This is a genomic window from Actinosynnema sp. NPDC059797, assembly GCF_042732085.1.
Taxonomy (GTDB): Bacteria; Actinomycetota; Actinomycetes; order Mycobacteriales; family Pseudonocardiaceae; genus Actinosynnema.
The window spans coordinates 1-14,939 of sequence record NZ_JBHWIE010000063.1 but is presented as its reverse complement, the minus strand read 5'-3'; the positions used below and the strand labels follow the sequence as shown (position 1 = coordinate 14,939).

Annotated in this window: 10 protein-coding genes and 1 pseudogene; 4 read left to right on the top strand and 7 right to left on the bottom strand. The window is 76.9% G+C overall.

Annotated features, from left to right (window positions below; genetic code table 11):
- Positions 1-13 precede the first annotated feature (13 nt).
- The 3 genes from ACFV4N_RS17735 to ACFV4N_RS17725 all read right to left on the bottom strand — a co-directional run bounded on the left by ACFV4N_RS17735 (position 14) and on the right by ACFV4N_RS17725 (position 2,564).
- The gene (locus ACFV4N_RS17735) at positions 14-583 is read right to left on the bottom strand and encodes a hypothetical protein (protein ID WP_499673616.1); all 570 of its coding nucleotides are present in this window, start codon (positions 581-583) and stop codon (positions 14-16) included.
- 39 nt (positions 584-622) lie between these two features.
- Entirely contained in the window at positions 623-1,741 is a 1,119-nt protein-coding gene (locus ACFV4N_RS17730) for a glycoside hydrolase family 43 protein (RefSeq protein ID WP_499673615.1), read from the bottom strand.
- Between the two features lie 232 nt (positions 1,742-1,973).
- On the bottom strand, positions 1,974-2,564 hold the full coding sequence (locus tag ACFV4N_RS17725) for a hypothetical protein (protein ID WP_499673614.1): 591 nt from the start codon (positions 2,562-2,564) through the stop codon (positions 1,974-1,976).
- 194 nt (positions 2,565-2,758) lie between these two features.
- On the opposite strand from ACFV4N_RS17725, the gene ACFV4N_RS17720 reads away from it, so the two are divergent.
- The gene (locus ACFV4N_RS17720; protein WP_499673613.1) at positions 2,759-5,638 is read left to right on the top strand and encodes an AfsR/SARP family transcriptional regulator; all 2,880 of its coding nucleotides are present in this window, start codon (positions 2,759-2,761) and stop codon (positions 5,636-5,638) included.
- A 63-nt stretch (positions 5,639-5,701) separates the two neighbouring features.
- Here ACFV4N_RS17720 and ACFV4N_RS17715 read toward each other — a convergent pair whose 3' ends face one another.
- The 4 genes from ACFV4N_RS17715 to ACFV4N_RS17700 form a co-directional block, all read right to left on the bottom strand.
- A complete protein-coding gene (locus ACFV4N_RS17715) occupies positions 5,702-7,366 on the bottom strand; it encodes a serine/threonine-protein kinase (protein ID WP_499673612.1) in 1,665 nt (554 codons plus the stop codon).
- Between the two features lie 49 nt (positions 7,367-7,415).
- Positions 7,416-7,901 (bottom strand): hypothetical protein, encoded by a 486-nt coding sequence (locus tag ACFV4N_RS17710; RefSeq protein ID WP_499673611.1) that lies wholly within the window; start codon positions 7,899-7,901, stop codon positions 7,416-7,418.
- A 79-nt stretch (positions 7,902-7,980) separates the two neighbouring features.
- Positions 7,981-10,629 carry a poly(A) polymerase gene (locus ACFV4N_RS17705; protein WP_499673610.1) on the bottom strand — a complete coding sequence of 883 codons (2,649 nt, stop codon included), beginning with the start codon at positions 10,627-10,629 and terminating at the stop codon, positions 7,981-7,983.
- On the bottom strand, positions 10,629-12,323 hold the full coding sequence (locus tag ACFV4N_RS17700) for an RNA ligase family protein (RefSeq protein ID WP_499673609.1): 1,695 nt from the start codon (positions 12,321-12,323) through the stop codon (positions 10,629-10,631). Before ACFV4N_RS17700 ends, ACFV4N_RS17705 begins: the two co-directional genes overlap by 1 nt.
- Before the next feature lie 226 nt (positions 12,324-12,549).
- Here ACFV4N_RS17700 and ACFV4N_RS17695 point away from each other — a divergent pair, with 226 nt between their 5' ends.
- From ACFV4N_RS17695 to ACFV4N_RS17685, 3 genes and pseudogenes are all read left to right on the top strand, one after another.
- A complete protein-coding gene (locus ACFV4N_RS17695; protein WP_499673608.1) occupies positions 12,550-13,410 on the top strand; it encodes an alpha/beta fold hydrolase in 861 nt (286 codons plus the stop codon).
- 214 nt (positions 13,411-13,624) lie between these two features.
- Complete coding sequence (locus ACFV4N_RS17690; protein WP_499673607.1) at positions 13,625-14,422, top strand: 2,3-dihydro-2,3-dihydroxybenzoate dehydrogenase; 798 nt, start codon at positions 13,625-13,627, stop codon at positions 14,420-14,422.
- A gap of 150 nt (positions 14,423-14,572) precedes the next feature.
- A pseudogene (locus ACFV4N_RS17685) lies at positions 14,573-14,939 on the top strand (hypothetical protein); the annotation flags it as partial.

Genomic DNA, 14,939 nt, shown 5'->3' with positions numbered 1-14,939 from the left:
CCCGCGCGGTGCCTCAGCGGTAGGCCGGCCGGGCCTGTCCGGGCCGTGCGGGGACGACGTCCAGGCCGGGGGCGCCGACCAGCGCCCCGACCGCGGCCCGCCCGGCGCCTATCCCGGCCCAGTGCGGGTCGACGTCGCTGGTGAAGCACCACCTGCGGTCGGCGGGCCACGCGAAGGCGGGCGGCGCGCAGCCGCCCACGGTCGCCTCCCAGTCCGCGAGGTCGGTCAGCGCGCCGCGCAGCAGGGCGTAGCGCCGGTGCGGCAGCTCGACCACCGGGCTCGACGGCGGGAGGGTGACGTCCGAGTAGCCCTCCCAGACGCAGAAGCAGCACTCCAGCGGCGTCGTGGTGAACCGCGCCAGCAGGTGGAGCGCGCGCCGCGCCTGGTCGAGGTCGGACGGGTGGTCCTCGGCGACCGCCACGTCCGCCTCGGCCTGACCGGGCCCGGTGGGGTCGGGGATGAAGCGCAACCGCGCGTAGGCGTCGTACCCGGCCGGTCCGAGGGTGATCAGCTCCATCGGCTCGGTGGGGGAGCGGACGAGCCAGTCCGCGACCGAGGCGTCCGGGTGGGGGCGGAGTGCCACCGGGGCAGCGTAGCGGCGGCGGCGCTCCGCCGCGGTCGGCTACTCGGAGAACCTCAGGCTCCAGCCGGTGTCCGCGGTCGCGCCCGGGACGTCGGCGCGGCGGTAGGTCGTGTCGCCCCACCAGGCGAACGTGCCGGTGTACCAGTGGCGGTTGTCCCAGTGGTACGGCGTGCCCTCGGCCACCGCGTGGTACATCATCGGGGCCTCCGTGCCGGCCGGCGGACCGGCGGCGGCGTCGCCGTCGGGCAGCAGGAACGTGTGGTGGCCGGGCCCGTTGACGTGCAGGGTGGGCTCCCAGCCGGTCATGAGGGTGGCCCGCTCGGAGCCGAACAGGCAGCCGTTGGACTTGTACCAGTCCCACACGTGCGTGGGGTCGCCGCCGGCGCGCAGCCGCAGGTCGGCGACGCAGTACTGCTCGCTCCAGCTGCCGTTGGCCGAGTAGACGACGTGCAGCCGGCCGTCCGGGTCCATGATGACCTGGGGCGCCTCGTTGACGAACGGGTCACCGACCACGCGTTCCCACGGCTCGCGCGGCTGCGAGATGAGGTAGCGGGCGCCGACCGGGGTGAGCGGGTCGGACATGCGGGCGATGTAGAGGTTCTGCTCGACGTCGGTGGTGCACTCCCAACCCGACCAGACGAAGTAGCGCAGGCCGTCGAACGTGACCGGGACGCCGTCGATGGCCCACCGCTCCCCAGGCAGGGGCAGCAGGGTCTCGCCGGTGTAGCCGGCATCCGGCGAGGCCGAGCTGATGGCGTACATGCGGTGCGCCGCGTCGTCGCCGGCGGTGAAGTAGATGTAGTACCGGCCGCCGTCGCGGACGATCTCCGGCGCCCACACCGAGCCGAGGCCGCGCGTGTCCTCCCAGACCAGGCGCGCGGTCGCGGCGGCCAGGCCGTCGGGGGACGAGGCCTGGCGGACCTGGATGCCGCCACCGCCCACCTGGGCCGAGACGTAGGTGTCGCCGACGCGGATCGCGCTCGGGTCGGCGGCGCGCAGCGCGGTCCGGCCCAGCGCGGAGGACGGGCAGGCGCCGGGCTCGCCCGGTGCGCCGGACGCCCGCGGCCCGGACAACCCGGACAGCAGGAGCGCGACCACCGCCGCGGCCGCGGTGAGTCGTCCGGGCAGGGCGCGTGCGATGCCGGGGAAGAGGTCCATGAGACTCCTCAGCGGTGGCAGGGGACCACTCGCGCGATCACACGCCCTTCGGCGGCCGTGGATCGTGTCGGCTCATGCTGTTCGAAAGTAACACGCGGAACCGACGTCCCACGCCCTTCCAGCGGGCGCGGTGGTCGGATACCCCCTGCCCGACCACCGCACCGGTCAACTCACCACGTGGGCGCCGGCGCCCCGTCCGCGTGGCCGTCGTCGCCGACCCCGCCGCCGGTGGTCAGCACACGTGCACGATGTCGATCTTGTCGTTGGCGTTCCCGCCGTCGGCGGAGCTGTCCTTGGTCAGGTTCTTCAGGTAGTGCCCGGCGTTCAGCACCAGCACCAGTCGCCAGTTGGCCGGGTCGAGCCTGGTCCCGCTGCCCGAGTAGTTGTGGAACCGGGCCTGGAGACCTCCGGTCTGGGCGTTGCGGATGGAGGAGACCTGGTCGCTCCACCGGCGGCCGTCCGGCATGAACGACTCGTAGAGGTCCGCCACGCCGCACTCGATCAGCGCGATCCCGTAGCCCCTGAAGTCCGCGTGCTCGTTCAGGCAGACGTAGGACGTCCGACACCCTTGGGTGTCGGCCGCGCCGATCTCGCCCGAACCGGTGCGGGCCGGCGGTACGGAAGCCACCAACCCGGGACGCAACTCCACCTCGGTGGTGCCGATCCGGTGCGAGCCGGGGTGCAGCCGCAGCAGCTCCCGCACCTCGCGCTCCACCCGCTGCGCGTCGTCCGCGACCGGCCCGGCCACCGCGACGGACGCCGAGCCCGCGAGCGCGAGGCCGATCGCCGTGATCGAAAGGGCCGTTCTCCGCCATAACCGCATGAAGTCCTCCGTGAGAGCCGTGGGTCGCGGCGGTGACCGGAACCCGCCCCGGCGATCCCGGGGTGCTCGTGCGCCGTGAGCGCGTCCGCTTCCGATCTCCGCCTCCGCCACGGTGCTCGGCTGATCGAACGAAAACCTGCGGCAAACCTGCGATCGCCGACCGGCCCCTGCTAAACCGGACCGACGAGGTGCGGGTGGCCGAGGGGATGTCCGCGGTGGCGGTGGAGTTCCGGGTGCTGGGTCCGGTGCGGGCCGTGATCGGCGACCGGCCGGTCGACCTGGGCCACGCCCGGCAGCGGTGCGTGCTGGCGGTGCTGCTGGTCGAGGCCAACCAGTGGGTGTCGGCCGACCAACTGCTCGACCGGGCCTGGGGTGACCGGGTCCCGCCCGGCGGCCGGGACACCCTCTACGGCTACCTGTCCCGCCTGCGCCGGGTCCTGCGGGCCACCGGGCGGGCCGACCTCGTGCACCGGCCCGGCGGCTACGAACTGGTCGTCGACGAGGACGCGGTGGACCTGCACCGGTTCCGCCGGCTGGTCGCCGGGGCGCGCGCCGAGACCGACCGGGCCCGCGCCCTGGAGCTGGCCGAGCGGGCCGCTGGGCTGTGGCGGGGCGAGGCGCTGCTCGGGCTGGACACGCCGTGGACCTGCGCGGTGCGCCACGGGTTGGAGCGGGAGCGGTTCGCCGCCGACGCCGACCGGCTGGACCTGGCGCTGCGGCTCGGGCGGCACGCCGCGTCGCTGCCCGAGCTGATCGACCGAGCCGCCGCGCACCCGCTGGACGAGCACGTGGCCGCCCAGCTCATGCTCGCGCTCCACCGCGCCGGCCGGCAGGCCGAGGCCCTGGACCAGTACCGGCGACTGCGCGCCCGCCTGGCCGACGAGCTGGGCGCCGATCCGGGGGCGGACCTGCGGCGACTCCACCAGCGGCTCCTCGTCGAAGACCCGGACCTCGCCACCGCGGGGGCGGAGGAGGACCCGTCACCGGCCGTGCCCCGCCAACTGCCCGCCGCGCCGGTGCCGTTCACCGGCCGCGTGCCCGAGCTGGCCGAACTCGACCGCGTGCTGATCCCGGCGCCGGGCGACGGGAACCCCGCGGCCGGGAACCCCGCGACCGGGACGGTGGCGATCGGCGGCGTGGGCGGGATCGGCAAGACCTGGCTGGCGCTGGCGTGGGCGCACCGCAACCTGCACCGGTTCCCCGACGGGCAGCTGTTCGTGGACCTGCACGGGTTCAGCCCCGCCGGAGACCCGACCGACCCGGTCGACGCGCTGCGCGGCTTCCTCACCGCCCTGGGCGCCGACCCCGACGGGGCCCGACCGGACCTGGAGGCCCGGTACCGCGGCCTGGTGGCCGGGCGGCGGGTGCTGGTGGTGCTGGACAACGCCGCCACCGCCGACCAGGTCGTCCCGCTGCTGCCCGGCAGCCCCACCTGCGCCGTGCTCGTCACCAGCCGCACCAGCCTGCCGTCGTTGCTCGACCGGCACGGCGCGCACCACCTGCCCCTGGGCGTGTTCACCCCCGTCGAAGCGCGCGCCCTGCTGACCGCGCGCCTGGGCGAGCACCGCACCGACGCCGAACCCGACGCCGTCGACGAGCTGGTCGGGCTGTGCGGCCGGCACCCCCTGGCCCTGGCGATCACCGCGCGCCACGCCGCCACGCGACCTCGGCTACCGCTGGCCGAGCCGGCCGCGGAGCTGCGCGAGCTGGGCCTGGAGGTGCTCGACCACGACACCGACCTGACCGCCAGCCTGCCCGCGGTGCTGTCCTGGTCCCTGCGCCGCCTCACCGCGCGGCAGCGCACGGTGTTCGCGCTGCTCGGGACCGCGCCCGGACCGGACATCGACCTGCCCGCCGCCGCCTCCCTCGCCGGCCTGCCCCTGGCCGAGGCGCGCAAGGACCTGCGCGTCCTGGAGGACCACTGCCTGCTCGACCGGCACCCGCACGGCCGCTACGCGATGCACGACCTGGTCCGCGCCTACGCCGCCACCACCGACGACCACCTCCCCGCACCGGGGAGGGAGGCCGCGCTGGAGCGGGTGGTGGACTTCTACCTGCACACCGCCCACACCGCCGAACGCCTCCTGAACCCCCACCGCCCACCGATCCGGCTCGACCCCCCCGCCCCCGGCACCCACGCCCACCCGCTGCCGGACCACGCGGCCGCGCTGGCCTGGATGGACACCCACCACCCCCACCTCCTGGCCGCCCAGCGCACCGCCGCCGCCCGCCGCCGCCACCGGACCGCGTGGCGGATCGCCTGGACCCTGGGCACCTTCCACCGCAGGCGCGGCCACCTCCACGACGACCTGGCCGTGTGGCGGACCGCGGCCGACGCCGCCACCCACCTGCCCGACCCCGTCACCCACATCCTCACCCACCGGTTCCTCGGTCACGCCCACGCCGAGCTGGAGCGGCACGAGCAGGCCATCGCCCACCTGCACCAGGCCCTCGACCTGGCCCGGCGGCACCACGACCTCACCCAGCAGGCCCACACCCACCACGCCCTCACCTGGGCCTGGGAGCGGCGGGGCGACGACCGGAAGGCCCTGGAGCACGCCCGGCAGGTCCTCGACCTCTTCCGCGCCCTGGGCTCCCCGGTGTGGGAGGCCACCGCGCTGAACATGGTGGGCTGGCACGCCGCCCGCGTGGGCGAGTACGCGCTCGCCCGCGAGCACTGCCGGGACGCCCTGGACCTGTACCGCCGCCACCACGACCCCGACGGCGAGGCGGACGCCCTGGACAGCCTGGGCTGGATCGACCACCACACCGGCCGGCACCACCGGGCCGTCGACCACTACCGGCGGGCGCTCGCCCTGTACCGCACCGTCGGCAACACCGCCGAAGCCGCCGACACCCTGGACAACCTCGGCCACCCCCTCGCGGCCCTGGGCGACCGCACCGGGGCCCGTGCCGCCTGGCGGGAAGCGCTGGACCTCTACCGCCAGCAGGGGCGCGGCACCGACGCCGAGCGCGTGCGACGGCGGCTCGACGACCTCGACCCGGCGCCGGCCGACCCGGGGGCCGTCGGCGGGGGTCGGGACGACCGGGCCGGCTCCACGGGTGCCTCCTGAGCGCGGGAGCCCGGCGGGTGGCCCGACCTCCGCGCGTCACCCGTCGCGCGCAGCGCCCGCTGGTCACTTGTCGCGCGGGAAGGTCCTCCGCACCTCGCCCTTGAGGTCGGCCTCCAGGTAGGCGGCGCCGTAGTCGTCCAGCAGGTACACCCTCAGCGACGGGGTCCCGTCGATGATGTCGGTGTCCACGATCACGTACCGCATGGTCGGCTGCGGCACGCCGAGTTCCCGGCCCGCCCGCTCCACCAACCCCGGCAGCGCGTCCCAGTCGACCTCGTTCAGGTCGAGCACGGCGCGGTCGGCGTCCACCCCGTCCGGGCCCTTCCTGGTCGCCTTGCCGCCCCGGTACTCGAAGTCGTCGAAGCCGTGCGCGACCGCCGCGGTCGGGGCGACCGCCGACGCGCGGTCCGGCCACAGCGTCAGCTCGGACACCTTGGCGCCGCCCATCACCTCGCGGAGCGCGCCGACCGCCTCGCGCGCCCCGGCGGGCGTGAGCAGGTCGTCCCGCACCGCGCCGGCCGCCGAGGTCGCCGAGGTCGTCGGGGCGGCGGGCAGGTCGACGCCCTGGCCGGTGGTCACCGGCGCGGACGACGAGCCCGTGCCGGTGGCCTCCCGGTCGTCCTTGCCCGTCAGGTGGACCACCAGGATCGCGGCCCCGACGACCAGCACCACCCCGAGCAACGAGAACAGCACGGCGCCCGTTCGCCCGCGCGCCCGGGGGAGCGGGGTCGGGGGCGGGTAGGGCTGGGCGTAGCCGTGGTGGTGCGGCCCGCCGACCGGGGCCGGTGTCGACCCGGCCGGCGGGTGGGGCTGCCGGTGCTGGGGACCGCTCGGCGGCCCCTGGACGGCGAACCCCGCCGGGGTGGGGGGTCCCGGGTACGGGTCCGGGGTGCGCTCGGCCGCGGCGAGCAGCCGGTCGAGCACCTCGCCGGTCGGCCGCTCGGCGGGGTCGTTGCGGAGGGCCGCGTTGAGCGCGGGCGCGAGGGCGCCGGCGCGGCGCGGCGGCGGCACCGGCTCGGTCATCACCGCGGCGAGGGTCGCCATCGTGGACGCGCGGCGCATCGGGTGGTGGCCCTCGACGGCCACGTACAGCAGCATCGCCAGCGACCAGAGGTCCGACGCGGGGTGCGTCTCGTCGCCGCGCAGCCGCTCCGGGGCGATGTACTCCGGGGACCCGATGACGTCGCCGGTCGCGGTGAGCTGGGTCGAGCCCTGGAGGGCGGCGATGCCGAAGTCGGTGAGCACGGCGCTGCCGTCCGTCCGCAGCAGCACGTTCCCCGGCTTGACGTCGCGGTGCATCACGCCCGCGGAGTGGGCCGAGCGCAGGGCGGCGAGCACGTCCCGGCCGACCCGCGCCGCCTCGGCCGGGGTGAGCACGCCCTCGTCCAACCGCGCGTCCAGCGACGTGCCGCGGACCAGCTCCATGACGATCCACGGGTACGGCGAGTCGGGCGACTCGATGATCTGGTAGATCGACACGACGTTCGGGTGCTGCAACCGGGCGAGCGCGCGGGACTCGCGCAGCACGCGCTCCCGCAGCTGGGCGGCCACGGCGGGGTTGCCCTCGACGTGGTCGGCGTCGGCCGGGCGCACCTCCTTGATGGCCACCTCGCGGTGCAGCCCCAGGTCGAGGGCGCGCCACACCGTACCCATCCCACCGCTGCCCAGCCTCTCCAGCAGCTCGAACCTGCCGTCGAGTACCCGTCCGGTGTGCTCTCGCTCAGACACCGCGTCACGCTAGCAACCGGCCGCGGGGGACCTTCGCCACGACCGGCTGTCAGCGCCCTCGCGGCAGCGCGTGCACCGCGTGCACCACGGCTCCCGCGGCCAGGAGCGCCGGCCAGGTGGCGGGGGTCCAGGTGACGTCGTCCTCGCCGAACCTGCGCGCCAGGTCGCGGCCCGCGTCCAGGCGCAGCCACAGCACCGCGCCGAGCACCCCCACCCCGAGCACCGCGGACGCGGCGGTCGACCACCGGCCCACCTCGTCCGCCATCGCCGTGCTCACGCCGTGGACGCCGAGGGCGAGCAGCAGGACCAGCAGCGCGACCACCGGCAGCGGGTAGCGCTCGAACAAGCCCCAGGGGCTGTGGAACCGGTCGCCCTCCACCACGACCCACGGCACGGCGGTGACCACCGCCAGCACGGCGGCGGCGCCGGTCGCGAGGGCTCTCGGGGACCGGGCGGCGCGCTCCCGCCGCACCTGGCGCTCAAGGGAGGAGACCCGCGTCTCCAGGCGCTGCAACGCCTTGCCGACCTGATCCACCGACCGCTCCTCCCGCCGCCCCCCGAGTGGGACGCGCGGTGGCGCGGCCCGGATCCCGGCCGGACCCGCCGGTTCGCGATCAGCGCGGCGTCGGCACCTCGCCGTTGCCGACGCGGACGACCTCGACGCCGCGCCACCCCCTCGTCCACGCGGCGGCGACCTCGGCCAGCACCGCCGCCGGCACGGGCCGCGCGCCCAGGCCGATCGCGAACCGCACCGCACCCGCGTCGCGCCCGACCGGGCGGGGCCACGCGCGCACGTCCGGCGACCCCGCCGCCTCCAGCGCGGCGAGCAGCGCGAGCACCCGCCCCCGCACCGGGCCGACGAGGTGGTGCGGCACCGTCACCAGAGCCCACGCGGCGTGCGCCCGGTGCGCGTCCGGTGGCGCGGTCAGCCCGTCGCCGCCCGCCTCCGCGATCTCCCACGCCCGGTACAGCTCGGCCGTCAGCAGGTCCCGGAAGCCGGGGCCGACCTGCCCGGTGCACGAGCGCACGGGCGCGGTCGGCGTCAGGACCGTCACCGGCGCGCCGGTCGGCTCCGGCGTGCCGGCCAGGGCGATCGGGTCGCGCCAGTCCCACGCCGCCCACGTCGCGAAGAACTCCGCCAGCAGGTCCGGGCCGGTGCGGTCGAGCGCGGTCCGCGCGGCGAGCACGGACCAGCCCAGGCCCGGCACGCCGCCGAACGGGGCCGAGTCCAGCCCGCGCGCCCGCGCCCACGCCTTCACCTCGCGGGCCAGCCGCCTGAAGGCGCCCACGCGGTCGCCGACGGCGGCGAGCACCGCCTCGGCGTCGGTCACCGCGCTCAGCACCACGTCCCGGTCCGCCCCGTCGGCCACGGCCACGTCCACGCCGAGCCCGCCCACCTCCAGGCGCAGCCCCGGCGCACGCGCGCCGACCACCGGGCGCACCGAGTCCGCGTCCGGCAGGGCGGCGACCACCCGTGACGCGACACCGGCCGGGTCGGGGTCGACGACCACCAGGTCCAGGTCGGCGTCGGGCAGCGCGCACCCCGTCCGGCGCGAGCCGACCACGTGGACCTCGCCCAGGGCGGCCGACAGCGCCGCCGCGACCCGGTCGGCGACCTCGTCCACCGGCGGTCCCGGCGGGGTCGGCGGCTCGGCGCACCACGTCACCTCGCCGGTGCCCAGGACGACCTCCGCGCGGGGCAGCATCGGCCCGTCGCCGCGCCGCGACAGCACCACCAGCCGGTCCACGCGGTCCGACCACGCGCCGATCCGCTCGGCCGCCGGGCGGGACCGGCCCACGGTCAGGTGCGGGGTGAAGCCCTCGCGCGGCGCGCACGCGGGGAAGCGCCGCCGCACCGCGTCGTGCAGCGCCGCCCACGGTCCGGCGCCCGCCGCGGCCGGGTCCAGCCACACCGCGCCCGGCCGGAACTCGCGCACCCCGGCCACCCGCACCGGGAAGGCGGGCACCTCGGCGACCGCCCGCGCCAGCAGCGGCACGGCGCGGTCGAAGTCGGACTCCGGCACGAACCCGAACAGCACCGTCACGTGCGGCGGCCACCGGTCGGCGCGGTGGTCGTGCTCCCGGCGCACCTCGGCCACGTCCTCCCGCGCCCCCGGCAGCCACACCACGGCGGTGCGCGGGGTCGGCGCGGAGTCGAGCACGTCGGCGGGCACGTCGCGCGGCGCCAACCGCGCCAGCACGCCGTAGTGGTCGGAGGCGAACAGCCCGGCCGCGGTGGGCGTCGTGCCCCGCAGTTCCGCGGCGGCGCACCGCAGGCCGCCCCGCAGGAACACCCGGTCGAGCCGCCCGGCCCGCCCGGTCAGCGAGGACACCGCGGCCAGCGGGTTGGCGCCGGGGTCGAACGTCGGCGGCGCGTCGTCGCGCGCCTCCACCCAGGCGTCGCGCATCCCGAGCGCGGTGGCGGGCCGCGGGCCGCCGTCGTTGAAGTCGCCGACCAGCACCACGTCGCCCGGCACGCCGTCCAGCGCCTCGGCGACGCGGGCCAGCTGGGTCCGCCGCTTCGCCGCGCCGTTCGCGGTGTGGTCGCTCGTCAGGTGGGTGGCGGCGACCACGAGCGGACCGCGGGCGGTCTCGACCACGACGGCGGCGACGGCCTTGTGCGAGCCCAGCGGCAACCGCCCGGCCTCCCGCACCGGCAGCCGGCTCAGCACCACCAGGCCGGTGCGGTCCACGTCGGGGCCGGTCGGGTCGACGTCCACCGCGTAGCCGTCCCGCACCCACGCCTGGGCCAGCAGCACGGCGAGCAGGTCCGGTTCGACCTCCTGGAGCGCGATGACGTCCGCGTCGGCGGTCGCCAGCTCGGCGAGCAGCAGCGGCCGGCGGCCGGCCGTGTCGATGCGGTCGGGGTCGTAGCGGTCCCACAGCACGTTCCACGTCAGCACGCGGACCCCGGTCGCCTCCCCGGCCCCCGGCGGCGGGGAGGGCACCCACCCCCGCAGCGGGTCCCAGGCGTGCGGGGTGCCCGCGGTGAACGCGGGCGGGCGCAGCAGGCGCGGCGCGCGCACCCGCCCGGCCGCCGACTCGCCGACGCGGTCCAGCCCGCTCGCCCGGTCCCACACCAGCTCGCCGTCCGCCTCCACGAACAGCACCCGGTGCCAGGGCACCTCGCCGCCGGGCGCGAACGCGGGCAGCGGGATCCGCTCCGGCCGCGCGCCGCGCTGCCCGACGCCGAGCACGAACCGGGCCGGGTCGAGCCGCGGGTCCCAGCGGACCTGGTGGTAGACCTGCTCGCTGGTGCGCATCACGGCTCCCCGTCGTCGGTGTCGCCCACGGTGCCGGCCGCGCCGACGTACCAGGTGCGGTGGGCCTGCCACGGGTACGGCGGGCTGAACCGGCGCGCCTGGGCCGCGAGGGCGGCGGGCGGCACCCGGTGTGCCCTGGACCCGTTGCGCCGGGCCGCTTCGCGCTCGTCGACCAGCAGCACCGCGTGCGTCACCAGCGCGTCGCGCCGCCGGGCGACGGCGTGGACGGCGGCCCGCTGGTGGTCGGACAGCGAGGTGGCGTCCCACACGACGGTCCGGTGGTCCCGCAGCGCGGCGTCGAGCCGGTCGAGCCCGGCGCGCAGCACCCGGCCGCCGTCCCGCCGCCCGGCCCGGTCGCCGGCCTCCTCGCGCAGGTCGTCCAGCGACACCCGCGCGCCCACGTCGGGCAGCCCGGCCGCGAACGTCGTCTTGCCGCTGCCCGCGCACCCCACCAGGTGCACCAGGGCGGGGAAGTCGCCGGACCGCCACCGCCACGTCGCGGCGACCGCCTCGGCCGGGTCCAGGACCCGCCCGGCGCGCAGGCTCGCGGCCCGCGCCTCGGCCCAGCACCGGTCGGCGGCCGGACCGGGCCCCAGCAGCTCGCGCAGGCCCGCCCGCAGCGGCGCCCACGGCCCCACGTCCTCGGCGTGCAGGGCGGACCACACCACCAGGTCGCGCGGTCCGGGCCCGTCCGCGACGGCGGCGGACACCGCGTGCAGCACCTCCAGGTCCACGGCGGTCGACAGGCGCAGCAACCCGGCCCGCCGGTGCTCGTCGGGGAACGGCTCCGGCGGCAGGCGGTGCAGCCCGACCAGGTCGGCGACCCGCCGCGCCAGGGCCACGCCGACCGGCCCGGCGAGCAGCGTCGCCACCCGCCCGCGCGGCACCCGGCGCAGGGCCGCCGCGAGCACGCCCGCCAACCGCGCGTCCCCGGTCCGGCCCAGCCCGGCGGCGACCCGTTCCGCGGCCTCGACGTCGACCCGGTCCCGGAGGTCCCCCTCGTCCCCGAGCCCGATCGAGGTCACCAGCGCCGCCACGTCGACCGGCGCGCCGGACCGCGCGTCCCACAGCGCGGACGCCGGCCCCAACCCGTTGGGCACCACCGGCGCGGTCATCCAGTGCGCGTCCGTCCGCACGTGGCGGTGGCGCACCCACTTGGCCACCCGGCGCCCGAACTCGGCGCGCCCGAACCCCTCGGCGGTCCGCACGACGAAGCCCTCCCGCCGCTCGGTGTCGACCCGCAGCGCGCGCAGCGCCCGTTCGTCGAACACCCCGCGCCACAGCACCGGGGGAGCGGGCACGCCCAGCTCCCGCAGGAACCGGGTGGTGCGGTCCCAGTCCAGGCAGCGGTCGCCGTCCCACACCGAGAACCCGTAGAACCAGCTCTCCAGGCCGGTGTAGGCGATGGAGTGGCGGGCGTGGACGTTCTCGCCGCACACGCGCCACCCGGCGGGCAGCCGCGCCGCGACCCGCCCGTGCAGCGCCTTGACCCACGAGCGGGACGGGTGGTGCGCGGAGTCCACGGACCGGGCGTGCAGCCCGTCCGGGTACAGGGTGGTGTTCTCGCCGTCGAGCTTCTCGGTGACCACCACCTCGCGGCCGCGCAACCCGGCCAGGTCGAGCACCCGCACGTCGTCGGACGTGGCGCCCGGGGACCACGGGAGGTGCGGTGTGCGCGGGTACGGCGTGCGCATGACCCCTCCCGGTGGCGGACGACGGGAGGACGATAGACAGGCCGGCGCGGGTGATCGACCGGATTTCCCCGTGCCCCGCCGAGTCCGCCGCCCGCCGACCCCGTGCCCGCCGACTTCGCAGCCCGCCGGGAAATGCGTTGATCGGGCCGGGTCGGGCCCCTAGCCTCCGGCGGGTTCACCCACGGCGGTGCGGCGCCGCCGTGCCCGTCCGGAATGGCGGAGTCCCGTGCGAGACCACCCGATCGGCGCCGCGGAGCGGATCGTCCCGGCCAACGGCGTCGAGCTGTGCTGCGAGGCGTTCGGCGACCCCCGGCGGCCCGCGCTGCTGCTGGTCATGGGACTGGGCTTCCAGCTCGTGCACTGGCCCGACGAGTTCTGCCGGCGGCTGGCCGGGCGAGGCTTCTTCGTCGTCCGGTTCGACAACCGCGACGCCGGCCGCTCGACCCACCTGCCCGGGGTCGACTACGCGCTGGAGGACATGGCCGCCGACGCCGTCGGGCTCCTCGACGCGCTCGGCGTCGAACGCGCCCACGTGGTCGGCGCGTCGATGGGCGGGATGATCGCCCAGGTCATGGCCGAGCTCCACCCGTCGCGGGTGTCGAGCCTGGCGTCGCTGATGTCCACCACCGGCCGCCGGGGCAAGGGCCGCACCTCGCCGCTGCTGCTGCGCCACCTGCTCTCCCGGGGCGCCCGCACCGAGCAGCAGGCCGTCGAGCGGCGCGTGCGGCTGTTCGCCGCCATCGGCTCCACCGGCTTCGAGCAGGACGTCGACGAGATCAGGCGGGCCACCGCGCTCTCGTTCCGCCGCGACCCCGACCACCGCGGGGGCCGCCGCCGGCAGTACCGGGCGGTGCGCGCGGCGGGCGACCGGACCGACCGGCTCGCGCGGATCACGGCCCCGACGGTCGTCGTCCACGGCACGGCGGACCGCATGTGCCACCACTCCGGCGGCGAGGCCACCGCCGCCGCGATCCCCGGTGCGCGGCTCCTGCTCGTCCCGGGCCTGGGCCACGACCTCCCGCCCGGCGCGTGGCCGACGATCGTGGACGCCGTCGTCGGGAACGCCCACCGCGCCGGGAACCCCTGAGCCCGCGAACGCCCTGTTCCGCCTCCCACCGAACGACTTCCCGGTCCGCGGAGGCCCGTCGCGGCGCGGCGGTAGACCCGAACGGACGGGGCCGGTCGGGTGGCTTCGGCGGCCCGAAGCGGTCCATGAGCTAGATCACTCACATCGACCAACCCAAGACCCCGGTCGAGAAGTTAGGTTAGGCCAACCTAATGAAGCTTCGTCGGGGAAAGGGGTGCCGGTGACCGCGTCGGGGAACGGGGAAGCGGGCGTGGCGGGGAAGGTCGCGCTGGTGACCGGAGCCGCCCGGGGCATCGGCGGGGCCGTGGTCGAGGCGCTGGTCGGGGCCGGCGCGACGGTCGCCGCGCTCGACGTCGAGGCCGAGGGCCTGGGGCTGGCGGCCGAGCGGCACGAGGGGCGGGTCGTGCCCTACGTCGTGGACGTGGGCGACCCGGCCGCCGTGGTGCGGGCGGTGGCGGCCGTGGAGGAGGAGGTCGGCCCGATCGGCATCGGGGTGTCGGTCGCGGGCGTGCTGCGGCACAGGTCGGTGTGCGAGACCACCGACGAGGACTGGGCGGCCACGTTCGCGGTCAACGCCACGGGCGCGTTCACGGTGCTGCGGGAGCTGGCGCGGCGGATGGTGCCGCGCGGGAGCGGCTCGCTGGTGACCGTGGGCTCGAACTCGGTCGGCGTGCCCCGGGTGGGGATGGCGGCCTACGCGGCGTCCAAGGCGGCGATCACCATGCTGACCCGGTGCCTGGGCCTGGAGCTGGCGGGCAGCGGCATCCGGTGCAACGTCGTGTCGCCCGGCTCGACCGACACCCACATGCAGCGTCTGCTGTGGACGGACGAGGACGGGCCCCGCGCCGTGCTCGAGGGCGACCCCGGGCAGTTCCGGGTCGGCATCCCCCTGGGGCGCATCGCGGACCCGGCCGACATCGCGGAAGCCGTGCTGTTCCTGGCCTCCGACCGCGCCCGGCACATCACCATGCAGAACCTGTACGTGGACGGCGGCGCGACCCTCGTCGCCTGACCGGGCCCAGTACCCGATCACCCTCCCCGAACACCCTGGTCGATCGCCGTCCAGGGTTCTGCGCGCGGGCGAATTAGGCTAGGCTCCCCTAAGTTTGCTTAGGCTACCGAAACGTCGCGACGCCACCGACCTCCGAAAGGGAATCCCGACGTGTCCACACCTGCTGTGGTCCGACCCAGGCCCGTGCACCGGGCGGCCGACCTGCTGGCCGCCTACCTGCCGGGGTCGTTCTTCTACTCCTCGACGACCGGGTCGCTGCTCGCCGACGGCGTCCACGCGACCGTCGGGGCCGGGCACGGGACCCGGGCCGCCGCGGTGGCCGAAGCCCTCGACGCGGCGGCGGTGTTCGGCGTGGAGGACCCGGTGGTGGTCGGCGCGATCGGCTTCCGGCCCGACGCCGAGGCCAGCCTCGTGGTGCCCGCGGTGGTGCGCCGGGCCGTCGTTGGTCAGCGCGAACTTCAGCCCGCCCGTGGTGCCGTTGCCGGCCTCCGGGTCGATGGCGCCGCCCACGGCGCTG

Bases quoted from the DNA above. Each gene is read 5' to 3' on its own strand.
- ACFV4N_RS17730 (WP_499673615.1), bottom strand. From the start codon at position 1,741: ATGGACCTCTTCCCCGGCATCGCACGCGCCCTGCCCGGACGACTCACC.
- ACFV4N_RS17725 (WP_499673614.1), bottom strand. From the start codon at position 2,564: ATGCGGTTATGGCGGAGAACGGCCCTTTCGATCACGGCGATCGGCCTC.
- ACFV4N_RS17705 (WP_499673610.1), bottom strand. From the start codon at position 10,629: ATGCGCACCAGCGAGCAGGTCTACCACCAGGTCCGCTGGGACCCGCGG.
- ACFV4N_RS17700 (WP_499673609.1), bottom strand. From the start codon at position 12,323: ATGCGCACGCCGTACCCGCGCACACCGCACCTCCCGTGGTCCCCGGGC.